The organism is Nostoc sp. (assembly GCF_036919615.1).
Lineage (GTDB): Bacteria > Cyanobacteriota > Cyanobacteriia > Cyanobacteriales > Nostocaceae > Nostoc.
Window position 1 is genome coordinate 1 of the sequence record NZ_JBALCN010000106.1, and the last position, 17,075, is coordinate 17,075.

Consider the following 17,075-nt stretch of genomic DNA (forward strand, 5'->3'; position numbering starts at 1 on the left):
TTTGTAACTCTACATCCATTGCCCTACTTACCTTTCAGGGTTTTTTCTGTTCATTCTTTTATTCAGAATACCCGGAAAGTGACAGAAGAGGGTTAATATCAAGTCCGGTTGATCACTTATGATTACCGCATCTGTGCAAAAATCAAAAAAGCCTCTTTCCCCCTGCCCCCTGCTCCCTGCTCCCCTGCGGTCTAAATGATAAGTCTTTAACCGGACATGATATGACTAGGAAGAAGCACCTAAGGCGTGCAAAGTTGCCAATTGAGCTTCTGTTAACCCTTGAATTTCTTTCAGCTTCATACCTTCGTAGGGGCGAGGTGATCTCCAAGTTTGATCATATTTACCAGTTTGCAAATCCCAAACTTTGATGGTTTCGTCTAAGCTACCACTGAAAGCAGTCAGTCTGGCAGAAGCTGCATCTCCAATTGGCACAGAGGCTACCACTAAACTATAAACAAGCTCTGAGTGACCCACCAAAGTTTGATAGCATTCTCCTGTAGAGATATGCCAAAGTTTCAGATTGCAATCTAAACTACCACTAACAATAAACTGAGCATCTGGACTAAACTGCACCACCATAACGGGGCCTTCGTGTCCTGTAAATGTTTGCAAACATTCTCCTGTGGAAACTACCCACAGTTTCAGGGTTTGGTCAAAACTTGTACTTAATAACCACTGTCCGTTAGGACTAAAAGTAACTGACCACACGCTGTTAGTGTGTCCTGTTAAAGTTTGCCAGCATTCTCCAGTGTCAACGTCCCATAGCTTAATCATCCCATCAAACTCACTACTGGCAAGCAGTTGACCGTCTGGACTCCATCCAACTGATACAACTGAACTGGTGTGTCCTTTGAGGGTTTTTAAACATTTACCTGTGCTAATATCCCAAAGTTTCACAGTTTAGTCATAGCTGCTACTAGCTAATTGTCTGCCATCTGGACTAAAAATGACTGTCCAAACCCAACTAGTATGACCGTGCAAGGTTTGTAGACAGGTTCCTAACTTCCAGTCCCATAATTTGATACTGTAGTCTGCACTGCCACTGGCAAGTAAAGGATACTGGTTAACAGGTTGAAACGCCACTGACCACACGCGGTTGGTATGTTCCTGTAATGTTTGCACTAGAGTACCGTTTTTGATGTCCCATAGCTTAATTGTTTGGTCTTCGTGTCCACTTGCCAGATAGTCGCTATCTGGACTCACAGCCAGGGATAATACACTATTGGTATGTCCTTTGAATGTTTTTGTGCAGCGTCCTATCTGAATATTCCATAGTTTGGTGGCGTGGTCATCACCACCACTGACCAATTGTTGCTCATTGGGATGATAAGCAACCGTCCAAACACGGCTGCTATGACCGAGAAAGGTTTTTAGGCAATTTCCGCTAGCTACACATGCCATAATTTCACTGTGCGGTCAAAACTGCTGCTAGCCAACTGCTGACCGTTAGGACTAAATGCGATCGCTGTTACTGTCTGTCGATGTCCACATAAGGTTTGAAGACATTCTTGGGTTTTAACATTCCAAAGTTTGATGGTATTATCATAACTACTGCTAGCGAGTAACCGACCATCTGGACTAAATGCCACTGAGCGTAACCAGCGATCATGTGCTTGCCAAACACAAAGGCAATTTCCGGTAGCAACATCCCACAAGCGAATTATATAATCTTCACTACAACTGGCAAGAATTTGACCATTAGGGTGAAAAGCGATCGCCCACACTCGACCTTCATGACCAACTAAAGTCTGAACTTCTGGGTTAAGCTTTTCTGATGCAACCTGCCACAAACGAATAGTTAAATCTTGACCGCAACTTGCGAGAATATTACCTTCAGGACTAAAAGCAACAGCATTAACTGAGTAGGTATGTCCTTTGTACGTGTGCAGACATTGCCCAGTTTCCACATCCCATAACTTCACTAGATAATCATCAGCAGCGCTGGCCAGATATCGTCCGTCTGGGCTAAAAGTTACAGCCCATGTCCAATGTTGGTGTCCTCGACAACGCACTAGTTGTTTGCGTGTGCCAGTATCCCAAATTTGAATCTCGCCTTTGGTATCACTGGTAGCTAAATACTGTCCATCTGGGCTAAAAGCAGCACTGAGTACACCGCCAAAAGTTTCAGCAAAGACAGTTTCGCCAATATTGACATTAGTAAAATTAGTATTATGCAATATAGTGTTGGCTAAGTAAGCTTGGCGAATAGCCAGATGAGAAAAGTCAAAGCCATTCAAGTCGGTTTGCAAATGAGAGAATAGATTCAGCAGATTGCCCATTCTCAATCCATGTTGCTAAAGTTTGCAGTTCTGCTTGGCGACCATAAAATCGAGAAACATCGATGGCTTCTCCCCAATCTTGCGTACTGCTTTGAGATTGCTGATAGCGATGCAGAATAGCTTGGATATTTTTTTTAGAGACTTCTTCACCAATGACTTGGGAAAGCGATCGCCACAACTGTGAACCAACCTGTTTAATATAGTCGTAATCATAACCTAGCTTTTCTGCAATTTCGCTATAAGTTGAGATTGCGATCGTTGTGAATAATAATCCCAATGGCTTCGTGTCAGGAATTGATGTTTCTGATTACGATCAAACAGTGAACTGGCATCAAGTAAGAAGTGCAGGTTTCACTTTTGCCTTTGCCAAAGCAACTGAGGGAAGCACATGGAAAGCTGATACCTTTCCGAGAAACTGGCGGCAGATGCAGGGAGCAGGCGTTAAAAGCAAATACATCTTTATAATGAATATTTGGGAGGACAGTAATTGTGGAAACATTTGTCAAGATACTCATAGGTATTATTGCATTCATACATATCCTTTTTCTAGTCGTGCAGATGTTTTTATGGAATACAGAGTTTGTTCAAAAAAGAATAGTTGGAAATTTCACTCCAGAGCAAATTTCTGCAATTCTTGCTCACAACCAAGGTTTATATAAAGGATTTATAGCTGCTGGCTTAATCTGGGGATTATTTATCTCACAGTTTCTACAAGTTGAGCCTTCATGGATTGTGATTTTCTTTTTAATTTGTGTGGCGATCACTGGTATTTTTGGTAGCGTTAGCCTGAAACGCCCAACAGCATTTTTAATCCAATCACTACCCGCAATATTGGCTTTATTCTTACTGTGGTTTCCTAATTTGTAGCGGTTAGGTTTCCAGAAATATTCTCAAATTTGCGATTATTTAGGAAAAAATAAACCGATAGAACAACAAAATCCGGGTAAAAGTGGCGATGTGATTTCATCATCGCCTAACTAAAGTAGCAACTAAAATTAATTGGGTTTTTTCTCACCGATAAACTTCGACTTTTTGAGTCAAGTGATCAACAATCCAATACTCACGCACGCCTTGAACTGAATAAAGTGCAAGTGACAAAGCTTGAAATAACAATACTAAGCTACCCATAACCGACATGGTGAGGGGGCCAAACAGCACCGCACCAACCCCGTTCCCAGAGGATCAGAACATCTACCTGTGACAGAAGGGATTTTTGACGCTGACAGCACAAAAGCAAAAGCACCTGCCAAGCCCAGTAGTAGTTTCAATTCCGGATTAGCTTGGGCAATGCGAGTCAGACTACGCAATCTCAGTAGAAAAATGCTCTGTACCTGCTAATTGGATATTTGTTGGTACAAGGTGCAATGTCTGTCTCAAAGCCTCAGCGATATCGCTTGAGGTTAAGAGAGCTAGCTTCATCTTCACCCACGTGTAGATAATTATCTATCGTGATTTTTCCTGACGAGTGTCCCAGAGTTTTGGTGATGATGTGAATAGGCGTGTTTTTAGCAGCATGAGTGGCGTGACTGTGCCGCAACCAGTGTGGAGAGGGAATACGACTTAACCCTGCTACTTCGGCAATTGATTTAATGATACGGCGGATGTGGCGATCGCCGATGGGTTCACCCGTTTTTTGGCTTGTGAAAAGTGGCTCGGTTTTGTTTTTGGCATGTTGTCGATTAGCCAGAAGGTATTGGTAAAGTTCTGTTGGTATTGGAACATCGCGCTCCTTGTCTCCTTTGCCTACCACTTTGATATAAGGTAGCCCAGACTGATTTGAATGCATGGTAGCCCAGGTTAAACCACTCTCACCTACCCGAATAGCACCGTAATAAAAAAGCTCCAGAATTAGTTGGTTGCGTAGCGCCTGTATCTTTTTGTGAGGAGTGGGGGCTTGTTCTACAACTTGTGCAGCTGCGTCGAATAGCATTTCAATTTCAGTCTCAGTCAGCGTACGCTCCTTAATCTTTTTGCGCTCCGGAGGTACTTTCAACAACATTGCAGGGTTGGCCCGCAAGTAGCCTACATCGCAAGCGTAGCGCAGAAAGCTTTTAAGGGAAGCAAGGCGACGACGGACGGAAGCACGGGCAATTTCCCCAGTTTTCTCTTTCTTAAGTAGGTGAGCTTTGTAATTGTCCACATCTTCTTTGGTGGTGGCGTGCAGGTTTAAATTGTCTAAGTCTGGATAGTCAATGCCTAGTCGCCACTGAACAAAGTGCATTACGTCATTTCGGTATGCCCGTACAGTTTGCTCTGACTCCCTACTTGTGAGCCAACTAGAAAACAATTCGCTGGTAGTTTCCGCCCCAGTGATTTTGGGCGTGCCAGTTGCCTGTACCACCGCTTCGACCGTTGCTTTGATCACCGCTAGTTGTTCCGGTGATAACTGAGCGAGCGCAACCCCTAATTCTTCTGTATCTAGATTTACGTCCGTACGTGATAACGTCATTACACAGCCTCAAAATAATACGCGGTACAAACCCACTTTATCCTCCTGAAATAAATGTCTGATAACGTTTCTTCCCAGACATTTTTAGTCTTATTCTACTCCCCCTTGCTATTCTTTACACGCTTCTCTTCTCTCTTCTCTACCTTGGGCTGCACCAACAAGAGGCCCAAGGAATGCTTGCAATCACAAGTGTTTAACCGGGCATGATATCAGGGGAAGGTAAGACCAAGTTACCCCTGATAAATGCTGCATATTTCACAAACCTGACATCGGATTCAAAACTGGGTGAGCTTTCCCTAACAAGCGCTGCATAGTGTAGGGTATCCCAGTAGGTTTTAAACCGTCATTATTAATTTCTGAAGATGTCTAATTGGTAGTAGTGGGTTGCACAAATCGCTTAATTTCACCACATGCAATATAGGACTTGCCATCCGGTGCTGTTTTGATTTCATCAACGAGGTAAAGCATTCCTTCCTCACGAACCGATCGCGGAAAACGCATATTCCAATCCGGTTCATATCCGTCGGAAACCACTCTAGCACGCAGCTTGCTGCCATCTTTGACACACTGAACTAAAATGCTATCCCCTACAGCGTCAGTTGTAGGAAGATCAGCGGCACTGGCAAGGGCTTTGGAGGCTTTGCCTGTATTCGCTATATTTGATTGTCTAGGGGCAACGAAGATATCTGCTTCACCGGGTTGAGCAAAACGGGTGATCTGACCACGTACACGGTAGAAAGTGCCTTCGCTTGAGAGTTCCAATCCTTCAACGACATAGCGTGCTCCTTCGGCCCGAATGGCCCGAGGAAACTGGATGTTCTTGGTTGAATCGTAGCCTTCGGACATGACTTTAACCCGCAGTTTACCCCCTTCACGAACACAGCACAGTTCAACACCTGAACCAACTTCATTGACAATCGGCATCGCGTACACTTCATCGCCAGCAGTGATACCGCGGCCTACCAGATCACTACGATTACGCGTCATCGTCTGGTAAGACTGATCCCGCATCTCTTTACGTCCGGCATTGCCTAGAGCTTTTTGGGCGATCCGACCCGCGAAATACTCAAGTTGATCAATCTCCTCAGCAATTTCAAAATTCTCGTTCAACCCTTTATCCCGCAAATCTTTCATCAGCGCCCGGAGGATTTCTTCAGCTTCCTGATGCTTGCCATGTTCAGCTAGATCGAGGGCAGTCTCTTTAGCCTTAGCGATGGTGAGACGACTCAGTTCAAGAATGATATGGCTTGTAGAGGCAAAAGCTGCTTCCTCGACAGTACCAACTTTGGCAATGATATCTGCTGTCCCTGACACACTTTGAATCAGGTCATCTTGCACAACATCAGCGCTGTAATGCAGTTTCATCACAGGTAACTCACCAACTTCAGCGCTTGATATCACTAGACTCAAACCGAGAAGTTTGTCTTCGCCCTCGTAAAGCTCTCCTAAGGTGAGGACAGCTTGAGAAGTGTCATTCTGGCTAACTTTAGCAAGACTTAAGGTATCAACAAGACTAACACCATTAGCCAACTCAAGTGTCACCTTGAGGTTCTGTCCGACTACTGCTCTGAGACTGTCTAGCTCAATACTAAACACTTCAGTAGCTTCGTCGATGCTCTGAATGAAGTAGAAGTTGCCTGTGGCAGCTCTTGCCATACCAATTAGCAGGTCTTCATTGAAACCCTGAGCAAAACCTAACGTAGTTGTGGTGATGCCTTCCTCAGCTTTTTGCCCCGATGTCGCTGTGAGCACCTTGGGGTCTTGAATGCCCATATTGGCGTGACCATCGGTAAGCAGGAGAACACGGTTGATTTTTTGCGGATCAAGTCGCGTCTTCACATGTTCACAGCCTTTGAGCCATCCCCCCGATAAGTTGGTAATACCGCCTGCTCTAACCTTGTGGATAGAATTTTTCAGTGCAGCCTTGTTAGTTACAGCCTGGGGTGGCACAACGCTGTCCACTTCATCGTCGTAAACAACTACTGAGAGAATGTCATCTGGCTCAAGTTGATCTACCACAGACTCAGCAGCTTTGAGTGCGTGATGCAACGGAGCACCTGCCATAGAGCCTGAACGGTCAATTACAAGAGAAAGGTTAAGCTGACGTCGGGGAGATTCAGCTACCTCAGCCCGAAAACGTAGCAGAATATTAGTCTTTAATGAAGATCCTGCGGGGAGGATAGACTGGTCAAATTCGTAACTTGTCTTAATCATTTTTTATATCCACGAAAATTGTCTGTTATCAGCTACAAGCCCTATGATGCCAGGATAGGAAGTGCTCTTTTTAGTTTACCCAGAAATCAGTTTATTCAGTAGTAAGATAGTATTTAATGTAATATTTTATAGTCTTGGCATCTCACCAGCCTCTGTTTGAGGGAGCATGTTTAAGACATCGCTCTTTGGGGTAAAGTTTGTGATCTACTGACTTTATCCTTTACCACTCCCAGTACTGAAAGGCGATCGCGCCATGCCTCCCACTACATTTTCCATCTATTTTGTCAATCATACCGCCGTTATTTATTTCTGTTATCCCCTCTGCATCTGCCTTACACCTATCTTAAAAAAGATCCGGGTAATGTAATAGCCTTTATGGGAGAGGCTAGCACCTGCCGTAGGATGCCCGTTCGCGGAGCGTCTCGTAGAGAAGGGCTGTAGGGAGAAGATCGCATTGCTTCACCTTTTGCCTTTTTCTTTAACACCAATACCCTACACCTGGCGCTGAAGTATGGTGGTAAGCGACGATGATTTTATTTACAATCTTGTAACAGAGTTTTACTTTCTGATTTCATGTTCGGTTTGATTCAAAAATTTATTCCTGATTGACAATTAATTTAGTAACTGATATGGATGCTCAAAAAATAAAAATTTTATTAGTTGATGATAAGCTAGAGAATTTACTTTTTTTATCAAGCATCCTTCAACATCAAGGTTATCAGGTGCAAAATACCCTTTCTGGACAATTGGCAATCAATACGGCGTTAGCTTCTCCTCCTGATTTGATTTTGCTAGACGTTCTCATGTCACAGATGGATGGTTATGAAGTTTGTCAACGTTTGAAAGCTAACCAGAAAACTCAAGATATTCCCATAATTTTTTTCGGTGTTTTAGATGAATTATCTGAAGAAGTAAACGTTTTTGATTTAGGCGATATTGACTATATAACTCAACCATTCCAAACTAAAGAAGTTTTATTACGTGTCCAAAATCAACTCACTCTCCAAAGGCTAAAAAAACAGTTAAGAGAACAAAATGCCCAACTGCAAGAGGAGATTAAAGAGCATCAACAGGTTGTTGTTGAGTTAAATATTCGGAACAAACAAATAGAAGAAATTTTTAAAGAAATTCCTGTTAGCCTTGACAAAGCCTTTTGTAGAGAAGTTAACCAAAGCGAACGCCTTTTAGTCGAAGCCGCCCTGGAAAAGAGTGAAAGTCAGTATCGCCACCTAGTGGAGACATCCCAGGATATGATCTGGTCGGTGGACATTGATGGACTAATTACCTTTGTCAATCCGGCAGTCAAACAGATTTATGGCTACGATCCCCAGGAAATGATCGGGCGTGCCTTGACTGATTTCATCTCGCCTACACAAGTTGCTAAAGATAAAGTAGCGTTTAAGCGGGTTTTTCAGGGAAAGCCTATTTTCCAGCATGAAACTACCTGTGTAGCTAATGATGGTACTTTACTTTATCTAATGTTTAATGCGATCGCCTTACGCAACGAAGGGGGTCTAGTTATAGGCATGACAGGCACTGCTAGTAATATTACAGAGCGTCGAGGAGTAGAAAAATTACTCCAAGAAAGCGCGATTAAGCTCCGCAATCATAACTTAGTGCTAATCCAACTGGCACAAAATCAGACGCTTTATCAGGGTAAGTTGAAAGCAGCTTTGAGTAAAATCACAGAAACAGCTGTCAAAAATATTGGGGTGGAACGAACCAGTGTCTGGCTGTATGACGACACAGGCACAAAAATCCGGTGTTTTGACCGATTTGAAGCCAGTCGCAATCAACATAGTGAAGGATTTTCCTTGGCAGTGGCAGACTATCCAGCTTATTTTGCAGCTTTGCAGCAAGACCAACCAATCGCCGCAGATGATGCCCATACCGATCCCAGAACTAGAGAATTTTCTGCATCTTACTCAAAATTAAGCATTACCTCTATACTTGATACACCCATTCGGCTGGAGGGCAAGACCGTAGGAGTTTTATGTATGGAGGCAGTAGGAGTTACTCATCATTGGACGCTAGAAGACCAAAATTTCGCTCGCTCTCTGGGCAATTTAGTATCCTTGGTATTGGAGGCAAAAGAACGCCAACGCGCAGAAGCAGCGCGACGGGCTTCTGAAGAAAAGTTAGCATCAGCTTTTCGGTCATCTCCTGATCCAATTGCCTTAATTACTGTTCCTAACAACCGCTATGTCGAAGTTAACGACAGCTTTTGTCGATTTTTTGGTTATTCTCGTTCTCAGGTTATTGATCGCACTGAGCAAGAATTGAATATTTGGGCGAATCCAGAAGAATATAATTTCCTCGCCCACACCCTGCAAAAAACAAAAGCCATCCGCAACTATGAAGTTGATGTCAGCACTTCAACAGGAGAAATCAGGACGACACTGTTTAGTGCGGAAATGATCGAGATTGATGGGCAATGGTACGTACTGGGTACAGCAAAAGACATCACTGAACGCAAGCAGGCAGAAAATGAAAGCCGTTTGCTGTTGTTGACAACCCAAGCTATCACTAGCGCCAGTGATGTTAATAGCGCTTTAGCAATGGTCTTGCGCTTAATTTGTCACACCATTGGCTGGGATTTTGGTGAAGCATGGATACCTAATAAAGATGGTACTTTAGAACACAGTCTGGGCTGGTACGGTGAGCAGGATAATTTAGAAGAATTCTGCCGCCAAAGCCAAACTATGAAATTTGCTCTGGGAGTAGGACTACCAGGAAGAGTTTGGCAAAGCCAGGAACCAGAATGGATAGAAGATGTTTCTCAAGTTACACAACCAGTTTTTTTGCGATCGCAACAAGCTGCCAAAGTAGGATTAAAAGCTGGTTTTGGTGTTCCCATACTCGCTGGAAACCAAGTATTAGCTGTTTTAGTGTTTTTTAAACGTAGCTCAGTATTGGTAGATAGACGTTTGCTCTTACTAGTAAATGCTGTTGCTGATCAGTTAGGTAGGTTAATTGAGCGCAAAACCCTAGAACAAGAACTAGCACTTAGAGAAGCTCGCCTCAATGCCTTTTTCAGCAGTGCTCCTGTCGGGATGAACATCGTAGATAACCAGCTGCGGTTTGTGCAAATCAACCAACTGCTGGCAGAGATTAATGGACTACCTCAGCAAGATCATATTGGCAAGACCATCCATGAAGTCTTACCCCACATTGCCCCCCTAATGGAACCAATCTATCAACAGGTTCTGTTGACTGGTCAACCCATTCTCAATCAAGAATTAAGCGGCGGATCAATTAAACAACCAGATATTATCCGCCACTTCTTAGCTTCTTATTTTCCAATTCCTGGTGAGGACGATCGCCCCTCTGGTATAGGAACAGTTTTAGTAGAAATTAGCTATCGCAAACATGTCGAACAAGAACTGCGTTTAGCCAACGAACGCCTACAATATCTGCTCACTTCTAGCCCTGTGGTCATTTATAGCAGCAAAAAAACCTTAGGAGATTTTAGCACTACCTTTATTAGTAAGAACGTTAAGGCAATGGTTGGGTACGAAGCGTGGGAATTTATTGAAAATCCCAGTTTCTGGCTCGATCACGTCCACCCAGAAGATGTTGAACTGATCTCGGAAAAATTTCAGGAGCTTGTTGAGCGGGAGTACAGCTCCTACGAATACCGCTGGTTACACGCTGACGGAACTTATCACTGGTTTTACGAAAAGATGAGGTTAATCTGTGACGAAGTTGGTAACCCTATAGAATGTGTTGGTTATTGGGCAGACATCAACGATGCTAAACTGGCAGAACTGGCTTTGCAGTCAGGTAGGCAGCGATACCAACTTTTAGCAGAAGCCTCACCAGTTTGTATATTTTACGCAGATATAGATGGCAATTGCTTTTATTTTAATCAGCGCTGCACTCAGATTACCGGACTTTCCCTACAAGAGTCTCTAGGGAAAGGTTGGACAAATGCTTTACATCCAGAAGACCGCGATCGCGTGCTGAGTTTATGGTATGAAGCAGCCGCAGGGAAAGTCCCGTCCCAGTCAGAGTATCGCTTCTTACATCCTGATGGCGGAGTTGTCTGGGTAATTGCTCAAGCATTGCCCGAATTTGGCGATCATGGAGAAATTAAAGGTTACATCGGTACAATTACAGATATTACTGAGAGAAAATTGGCAGAAGAAGCCTTGCGTGAGAGTGCAGAACGGGAAAGAGCGATCGCCCAAGTGATTCAAAGGATGCGCCAAACACTAGATTTAGAGACTATATTTGCGGCTACAACCCAAGAATTACGGCAAGTACTCAACTGCGATCGGGTTGTTGTCTATCGTTTCAATCCCCACTGGAGTGGCGAATTTGTCTCCGAGTCGGTGGGTAATGGTTGGATTTCTCTGATAGAAGAACACAACAATGACCCTGATCTCACAGAAGGTGTCTTACAAGACGACCATTGCCTAGCGAAAATTTTGGATAGCGCGGATAACCAGGTGGAAGATCCTTATCTGCAAACAACCCAAGGTGCAAGTTTCCGCTGTGTCCCAGACATTTACAACGCTGGGTTTGATCCTTCTTATATCAACCTCTTAGAGCGCTTTCAGGCTAAAGCCTACATTATTGTCCCCATTTTATATGGTAGTCAGCTTTGGGGATTACTGGCGAGTTATCAAAATTCCGATCCCCGCCAATGGAAACCAGGAGAAATTAACATCGTAGTTCAAATTGGCAATCAGTTGGGTGTTGCTTTACAGCAGGCACAATTGTTGGCACAAACCCAAAGGCAGTCACAAGCATTGCAAGAAGCTGTGATCATAGCTGATGCTGCCAACCGCGCCAAAAGCGAATTCCTCGCCAACATGAGCCACGAACTACGTACCCCACTTAACGCCATCCTTGGTTTTACCCAAGTCATGAGCCATGATCATGCTTTATCCACTGAACATCAGCAAAACCTAGTAATCATCAATCGTGCTGGCGAACATCTTCTTAACTTAATCAACGACATTTTGGAAATGTCTAAAATCGAAGCTGGCAGAATCACATTAAATCTCAACAGTTTTGACTTAATTCGCCTCTTGGAAAACCTCGAAGAAATGTTGCGCTTCCGCGCCATCTCCAAAGGATTAGAATTGGTTTTTGAATATACATCTTACCTTCCCCAGTACGTCCAGGCTGACGAAAGTAAACTGCGTCAAGTGTTGCTTAACCTCTTGGGAAATGCAATCAAATTTACTGATAATGGGAGGGTGATGCTGCGGGTGGAGATGGGGACTGGGAACTGGGGAGTAGGGGAGCAGGGGGAGCAGGGGGAGCAGAGGAGAATAAATAATGCCCAATCCCTAATCTTCGAGGTACAAGACACTGGTCGCGGTATTGCTCCACAAGAAATTGACTTGCTATTTGAAGCTTTTGGGCAAACTGAAACCGGAAGGAAATCACAACAGGGAACAGGACTAGGTTTAGCAATTAGCCGTAAATACGTGCAACTAATGGGGGGAGATATTAGTGTCACCACCACTATTGGCGAGGGAAGTAAATTTGCTTTTAATGTTCAAATCGGTATAGCCGTAGCCAGCGAAATCCAGATCAAGCAAATTAGACGCCAAGTTATTAGTTTAGCGCCCGCTCAAAGCGAATACCGGATCTTGGTAGTTGATGACTCCACAGATAGCCGTTTAGTGCTAGTGAAAATTCTGACATCTATCGGCTTTGCAGTACAGGAAGCAACAAATGGCACTGAAGCGATCGCACTTTGGCAGACATGGCAACCACACCTAATTTTAATGGATATGCGGATGCCGATTATGGACGGCTATGAAGCCACAAGAATTATTAAAGCTAGAGAAGAAACCTCAATCCAAAATTGCAAGACCATTATCATCGCCTTAACCGCTAATGCCTTTGAGGAACAACGAGAGGCAATGATCAAAGCAGGTTGTGATGATTATATTAACAAGCCTTTCCGCGAAGAACAATTACTTGAAAAATTGAGCGAATATTTAGGAGTTCAATATATTTATCAAGAAGAAAGCTATCAAATAGCAAACGCAAACCAACAGGAAATAGAATCAATGTTGACGCTTACGGATTTAGTGACTCTATTATCTGAAATGTCGCCTGAATGGGTGAAACAGGTGTACACTGCCGCAGCCCAATGCAGTGATGACCTGATTTTAGAATTGATTGAGCAAATCCCCTCAGAAAATGCTGCGCTACGAAATTTTATCAAGAATTTTGCTCATGATTTTCAGTTTGATAAAATTATGGAATTGACGAGTATTACAGGAGTATTATCTAGTTAAGAATAATTGGAGATTGGGTAGCAATAAGATCCCCCCTAACCCCCCTTAAAAAGGGGGGATAAGAGCAAGCATTTTTGAATTAAATCCCCTTTAAAAAAGGGGGTTGGGGGGATCTTCCGGGGCAAAATATCACTAACACCAAGCGTATTGCTTTTTAAAGGGGGTTGGAGGGAATCTCAACTAACTGTTAGTAAAAGTAATAACCTCCTCTATCTGTTGACACACCCCTTCAAAATTGTTTAAAACATCATCATTAGTGAATCTGATTACCTTTAGTCTATAACCTTCAAGGATCGCTGTTCTTTCTGCATCATAATCTTTACCTTCATCTGTGAAATGGCTATCACCATCAACCTCAATCACTAATTTCAAGTTTGCACAGTAAAAATCAACAATAAAGTTATGAATTGGTCTTTGCCTTAAAAATCTAAATTTCAAGTTTTTTAGGTAGTTGTTCCACAGTTTTTTCTCTGCTGGGGCCATGTTTTTTCGTAGTTCCTTTGCCCTTTCCACAAGTTTCGGGTTGTAGGGTAAATGAAAATCTGAGTGGAGTAAGCTTTTTTGTCTAGACATTTGTGGATACGTGTGAAGATCCCCCCTAGCTCCCCTTTTTAAGGGGGGATTTGAGTGTTTAATTTATTAAGGGCATGATTTTAATCTAGTTCACAAATATTATAAAGAGAAACCGTAAATCCACTATTTAAAAAAAGCCCCCCTTAAAAAGGGGGGTTGGGGGGATCTCTTATCTATAATCTTGCTTTTGAATACTCCCCAAACGTGCAGCATCACGAATATTGTAGTCGGGTCGAGTAAAACGATTTAGCTGCATCTCAAAGAAATCTCGATTAGCTTGCAAATGTTTAGGATTGGGGTCATCTAATGGATATAAAAGTGCAGTTCGCAAGGCTTGAATTACCGCCGAAGTGACACAGTACATTGACCGTTGAAAACTAACTCCCAACTGAATCAACATATCTTCTTCACCTCGGCAATATTGGCTGTAGTAATCAACAAGATATGGTGGCAAAAAATGCAACATATCTTGCATTAACAATGTTGGGGGAATGCCAGCAGTACCCACTGGAAATACATCAGCGTAAAGAATGCCATAGTGAAAATCTTTTTGGTCTTCCGGTACTTGACGCGCCTGAGCATTATAAGATTTTGTCCCTCGGAAGGGTGCAGTGCGGTAAAAAACTGCTTCTACATAGGGTAATGCGGCTTCATATAGCCACATGAAACCCTTCGATTTGGGGATAATTTCGTAGCATTCACCACGAATATAAACGTGATGGTAAATGGGACGACCTGCGATCGCAAATATACCATTAACTAAGAAACTCATCGCCTCTGGAACGCTGGTAATCGTGCCTTCGTCATAGCGGTCGGACATTTCAAAGAATACCGGGGCCATAACTTCCCAGAATAAGCCCAGATTAGCGTAGTATGACATCTGGCGACACTGTTCTAAAAACATATCTGGGAACAGCTTGTAAAGTCCCAGCATTACCGGGTTGCCTTGGAAATAAGCTTTAATTGCCCTGTCAGCGTTGGCTTTGTATTCTTGTGAATCTAGGTAAGGGTCAAATTGTCCACCCATCCCTCTATGCCATAACATCGCCCGCATACAAGCTTCAGCAAATTCCATGTTAATGCGATCGTGGAATAAGTGGTGCAGCAACTTTGGCATTTTGAAAGTTTCACCCTTCTCAATAAATGCTAAAAGTTCTGGATGTGCAGTAGCTTCCCCGCGCCAAATTCGCAAATCGGCATCATCGCCAGCGTAATGATTATGCAGTTCTAAATACTCTTTGGGTAAGAAGTATTTAAATAAGGGAAGCGGGTTTAAAAATTCGCGTTCAGCAATATAAAGTAGGTCACGCCAGTAAAAGTCCATCGGCACAGCATAAGCTTTGTATAAACCGATGATTTGCATTAAGTTTTCTGGAGTATCGGGTAACATTGCACCGCCTGCTTCTAAGCGATGAATTACTTCGGCAAATTCATGCTTGGAAGGAGGTAACTTAGTCGTTGTTTTAGTTACTGTCATGGTAATAGGGAATGGGGAGTAGGTAAAGACGCGATTAATCCTAAATGAGTTGTGAAAAATAGTTTTTTAATCGAACCACAGAGACGCAGAGAACACAGAGAGATAAGAAATTTTCACAAATGATTTATGACTGCTATATAGCAATCCTATCTGAGTTGTGAAAAATACTCTTTTTAACGAACTGCGAAGGGCGCATTCGCGTAGCGTCTCGTAGAGAAGGACGCGAAGAAGGAGAGGAGAAAGAATTTCACGAATGGTTTAGGATTGCTAAATAACCTGTAACCTATTTCACTGCTACTTCAGAGATGACAGTTTTTTCCAAAGAGGGAATTGCAGCCACCATTGCTGTAGTTGTAGATTCACTCCAACGCACTAACCAAGTCGGTTGTACTCCCAAAAAGATGATAAAAGCTGCCAAAATTAAAGCTGGTATTTTCTCAGACCATAGGACTTTGGGATAGTAGGCTAAATTATCGAGTCTGCCAAAACAAGTGCGATTGAGGAGGATGACGAAATAAACTGCGGTTAAGCCACTAGCTACTACACACAAAATTGTCGAGATGGGAAAGGCAGAAAAGCTGCCTTGAAAGACGATAAATTCGGCAATGAATCCTGTTAAACCGGGAATACCTGCACTAGCCATGCCGCTTAAAACTAGTAAGGCACTAATTAGAGGTAAGCCGCGTATAGGACTCATCAAACCATTGAGTTTATCTAACTCGCGGGTACCTACTTTGGCTTCCACGACTCCCACCAAATGGAAGAGAATCGCCAGGATGATGCCGTGGCTAAACATTTGGGCGACTGCACCAACGAGTGCTAGGGGAGTACTGGCAGCACCAGCTAGCAATACATAGCCCATGTGCCCGATGGAACTGTATGCTACCATGCGCTTGATATCTTTTTGAGCGATCGCAATTACTGCCCCATAGATAGCGCTGACTGCTCCCCAAATTGCCAGAGTCGGTGCAATAATACTCCAAGCATGGGGAAACATACCCAACCCAAATCGCAGTAGTCCATAGGTTCCCAGCTTTGCCAACACACCACCGAGAAGAATGGCAATTGGTGCTGAAGCCTCAACATAAGCATCGGGTAGCCAAGTATGGAAGGGAACTAAGGGAATTTTAATGCCAAAACCTAATACTATCCCAGCTAGTAAGAGGATTTGCTTGGCTGTTGACAGATTTTCTGTTGAGACTGCATCAAAAGCAAAATTGGTAGAACCACTCAGCCACACCATACCCAAGAATGTTGCCAGAATTAATGCTCCCGAAACGGCAGTATAAATCAGGAATTTAATCCCAGCATAACCCCGTTTTGCCCCTCCCCAAATGGAAATTAGTAAGTAGAAGGGGATTAATTCTAGTTCGTAAAATAAGAAGAATAGCAGCAGATTCTCTGCTAAAAAAGCACCTGCAACTCCTCCACTAACTAATAAAATCATGGAGTAGAACAGGCGGGGGCGTTCAGTTTGTTTACTACTGCTGTAAATAGCAATCCAAGTCAGTAGGCTATTTAATACCAACATCAATATAGAAAGCCCATCAGCCCCTAATTGATAACTCAAACCGAGAGTTTCATTCCAAGGAAGATATTCTTGAAATTGCATCCCAGGATTACTGATATCAAATTTTAGCAGGATGAAAAGGTTCCAGAGGAAAACTATCACTGAAAAAACTAATGCTATCAAACGAATGCGATGATTAGGGATACTTACAGGTAATATTGCTATGAGAGCAGCAGCGAAAATTGGAAGCCAAATCAAAACACTTAACATGGTAATTTGGGATTTTAGGAAATTGGTAATTGTTTCCTCG

11 protein-coding genes and 2 pseudogenes are annotated in these 17,075 nt (G+C 43.1%); 3 read left to right on the top strand and 10 right to left on the bottom strand.

Annotation, left to right across the window (positions count from 1 at the left end):
* Positions 1–225: 225 nt before the first annotated feature.
* From V7K48_RS33075 to V7K48_RS33090, 4 genes are read right to left on the bottom strand one after another with little or no spacing between them, the layout of a single operon-like run.
* Positions 226–897 (bottom strand): WD40 repeat domain-containing protein, encoded by a 672-nt coding sequence (locus tag V7K48_RS33075; protein ID WP_335079307.1) that lies wholly within the window; start codon positions 895–897, stop codon positions 226–228.
* A 3-nt stretch (positions 898–900) separates the two neighbouring features.
* Positions 901–1,401: a WD40 repeat domain-containing protein gene (locus V7K48_RS33080; RefSeq protein ID WP_335079309.1), complete on the bottom strand. Its 501-nt coding sequence runs from the start codon at positions 1,399–1,401 to the stop codon at positions 901–903.
* Complete coding sequence (locus V7K48_RS33085; RefSeq protein ID WP_335079311.1) at positions 1,389–2,279, bottom strand: WD40 repeat domain-containing protein; 891 nt, start codon at positions 2,277–2,279, stop codon at positions 1,389–1,391. Before V7K48_RS33085 ends, V7K48_RS33080 begins: the two co-directional genes overlap by 13 nt.
* Complete coding sequence (locus tag V7K48_RS33090; RefSeq protein WP_335079313.1) at positions 2,224–2,556, bottom strand: hypothetical protein; 333 nt, start codon at positions 2,554–2,556, stop codon at positions 2,224–2,226. Before V7K48_RS33090 ends, V7K48_RS33085 begins: the two co-directional genes overlap by 56 nt.
* Before the next feature lie 7 nt (positions 2,557–2,563).
* Between V7K48_RS33090 and V7K48_RS35345 the strand changes: the two are divergent.
* Together V7K48_RS35345 and V7K48_RS33095 are read left to right on the top strand one after the other, a co-directional pair.
* Positions 2,564–2,740: pseudogene (locus V7K48_RS35345) on the top strand (GH25 family lysozyme); the annotation flags it as partial.
* 28 nt (positions 2,741–2,768) lie between these two features.
* The gene (locus tag V7K48_RS33095) at positions 2,769–3,146 is read left to right on the top strand and encodes a DUF1304 domain-containing protein (RefSeq protein WP_335079315.1); all 378 of its coding nucleotides are present in this window, start codon (positions 2,769–2,771) and stop codon (positions 3,144–3,146) included.
* Positions 3,147–3,365: 219 nt separating this feature from the next.
* Here the strand turns inward: V7K48_RS33095 and V7K48_RS33100 are convergent.
* The 3 genes and pseudogenes from V7K48_RS33100 to V7K48_RS33110 form a co-directional block, all read right to left on the bottom strand.
* Positions 3,366–3,598: pseudogene (locus tag V7K48_RS33100) on the bottom strand (energy-coupling factor ABC transporter permease); the annotation flags it as partial.
* A gap of 62 nt (positions 3,599–3,660) precedes the next feature.
* Complete coding sequence (locus V7K48_RS33105) at positions 3,661–4,728, bottom strand: tyrosine-type recombinase/integrase (protein WP_335079317.1); 1,068 nt, start codon at positions 4,726–4,728, stop codon at positions 3,661–3,663.
* A gap of 366 nt (positions 4,729–5,094) precedes the next feature.
* Positions 5,095–6,942: a vWA domain-containing protein gene (locus V7K48_RS33110; protein WP_335079319.1), complete on the bottom strand. Its 1,848-nt coding sequence runs from the start codon at positions 6,940–6,942 to the stop codon at positions 5,095–5,097.
* Positions 6,943–7,571: 629 nt separating this feature from the next.
* Here V7K48_RS33110 and V7K48_RS33115 point away from each other — a divergent pair.
* Entirely contained in the window at positions 7,572–13,205 is a 5,634-nt protein-coding gene (locus V7K48_RS33115) for a PAS domain S-box protein (RefSeq protein ID WP_335079321.1), read from the top strand.
* A 180-nt stretch (positions 13,206–13,385) separates the two neighbouring features.
* Here the strand turns inward: V7K48_RS33115 and V7K48_RS33120 are convergent, their stop codons facing one another.
* From V7K48_RS33120 to V7K48_RS33130, 3 genes are all read right to left on the bottom strand, one after another.
* Positions 13,386–13,778: an endonuclease domain-containing protein gene (locus V7K48_RS33120; RefSeq protein ID WP_335079323.1), complete on the bottom strand. Its 393-nt coding sequence runs from the start codon at positions 13,776–13,778 to the stop codon at positions 13,386–13,388.
* A 169-nt stretch (positions 13,779–13,947) separates the two neighbouring features.
* Positions 13,948–15,255 (bottom strand): CO2 hydration protein, encoded by a 1,308-nt coding sequence (locus V7K48_RS33125; RefSeq protein ID WP_335079325.1) that lies wholly within the window; start codon positions 15,253–15,255, stop codon positions 13,948–13,950.
* A 283-nt stretch (positions 15,256–15,538) separates the two neighbouring features.
* Positions 15,539–17,035 carry an NADH-quinone oxidoreductase subunit M gene (locus V7K48_RS33130; RefSeq protein WP_335079327.1) on the bottom strand — a complete coding sequence of 499 codons (1,497 nt, stop codon included), beginning with the start codon at positions 17,033–17,035 and terminating at the stop codon, positions 15,539–15,541.
* Positions 17,036–17,075: the final 40 nt, after the last annotated feature.

Coding starts and splice junctions, on each gene's coding strand:
- V7K48_RS33080 (WP_335079309.1), bottom strand. CDS start 1,401: ATGGCATGTGTAGCTAGCGGAAATTGCCTAAAAACCTTTCTCGGTCAT.
- V7K48_RS33085 (WP_335079311.1), bottom strand. CDS start 2,279: ATGGGCAATCTGCTGAATCTATTCTCTCATTTGCAAACCGACTTGAAT.
- V7K48_RS33105 (WP_335079317.1), bottom strand. CDS start 4,728: ATGACGTTATCACGTACGGACGTAAATCTAGATACAGAAGAATTAGGG.
- V7K48_RS33110 (WP_335079319.1), bottom strand. CDS start 6,942: ATGATTAAGACAAGTTACGAATTTGACCAGTCTATCCTCCCCGCAGGA.
- V7K48_RS33115 (WP_335079321.1), top strand. CDS start 7,572: ATGGATGCTCAAAAAATAAAAATTTTATTAGTTGATGATAAGCTAGAG.
- V7K48_RS33120 (WP_335079323.1), bottom strand. CDS start 13,778: ATGTCTAGACAAAAAAGCTTACTCCACTCAGATTTTCATTTACCCTAC.
- V7K48_RS33125 (WP_335079325.1), bottom strand. CDS start 15,255: ATGACAGTAACTAAAACAACGACTAAGTTACCTCCTTCCAAGCATGAA.
- V7K48_RS33130 (WP_335079327.1), bottom strand. CDS start 17,035: ATGTTAAGTGTTTTGATTTGGCTTCCAATTTTCGCTGCTGCTCTCATA.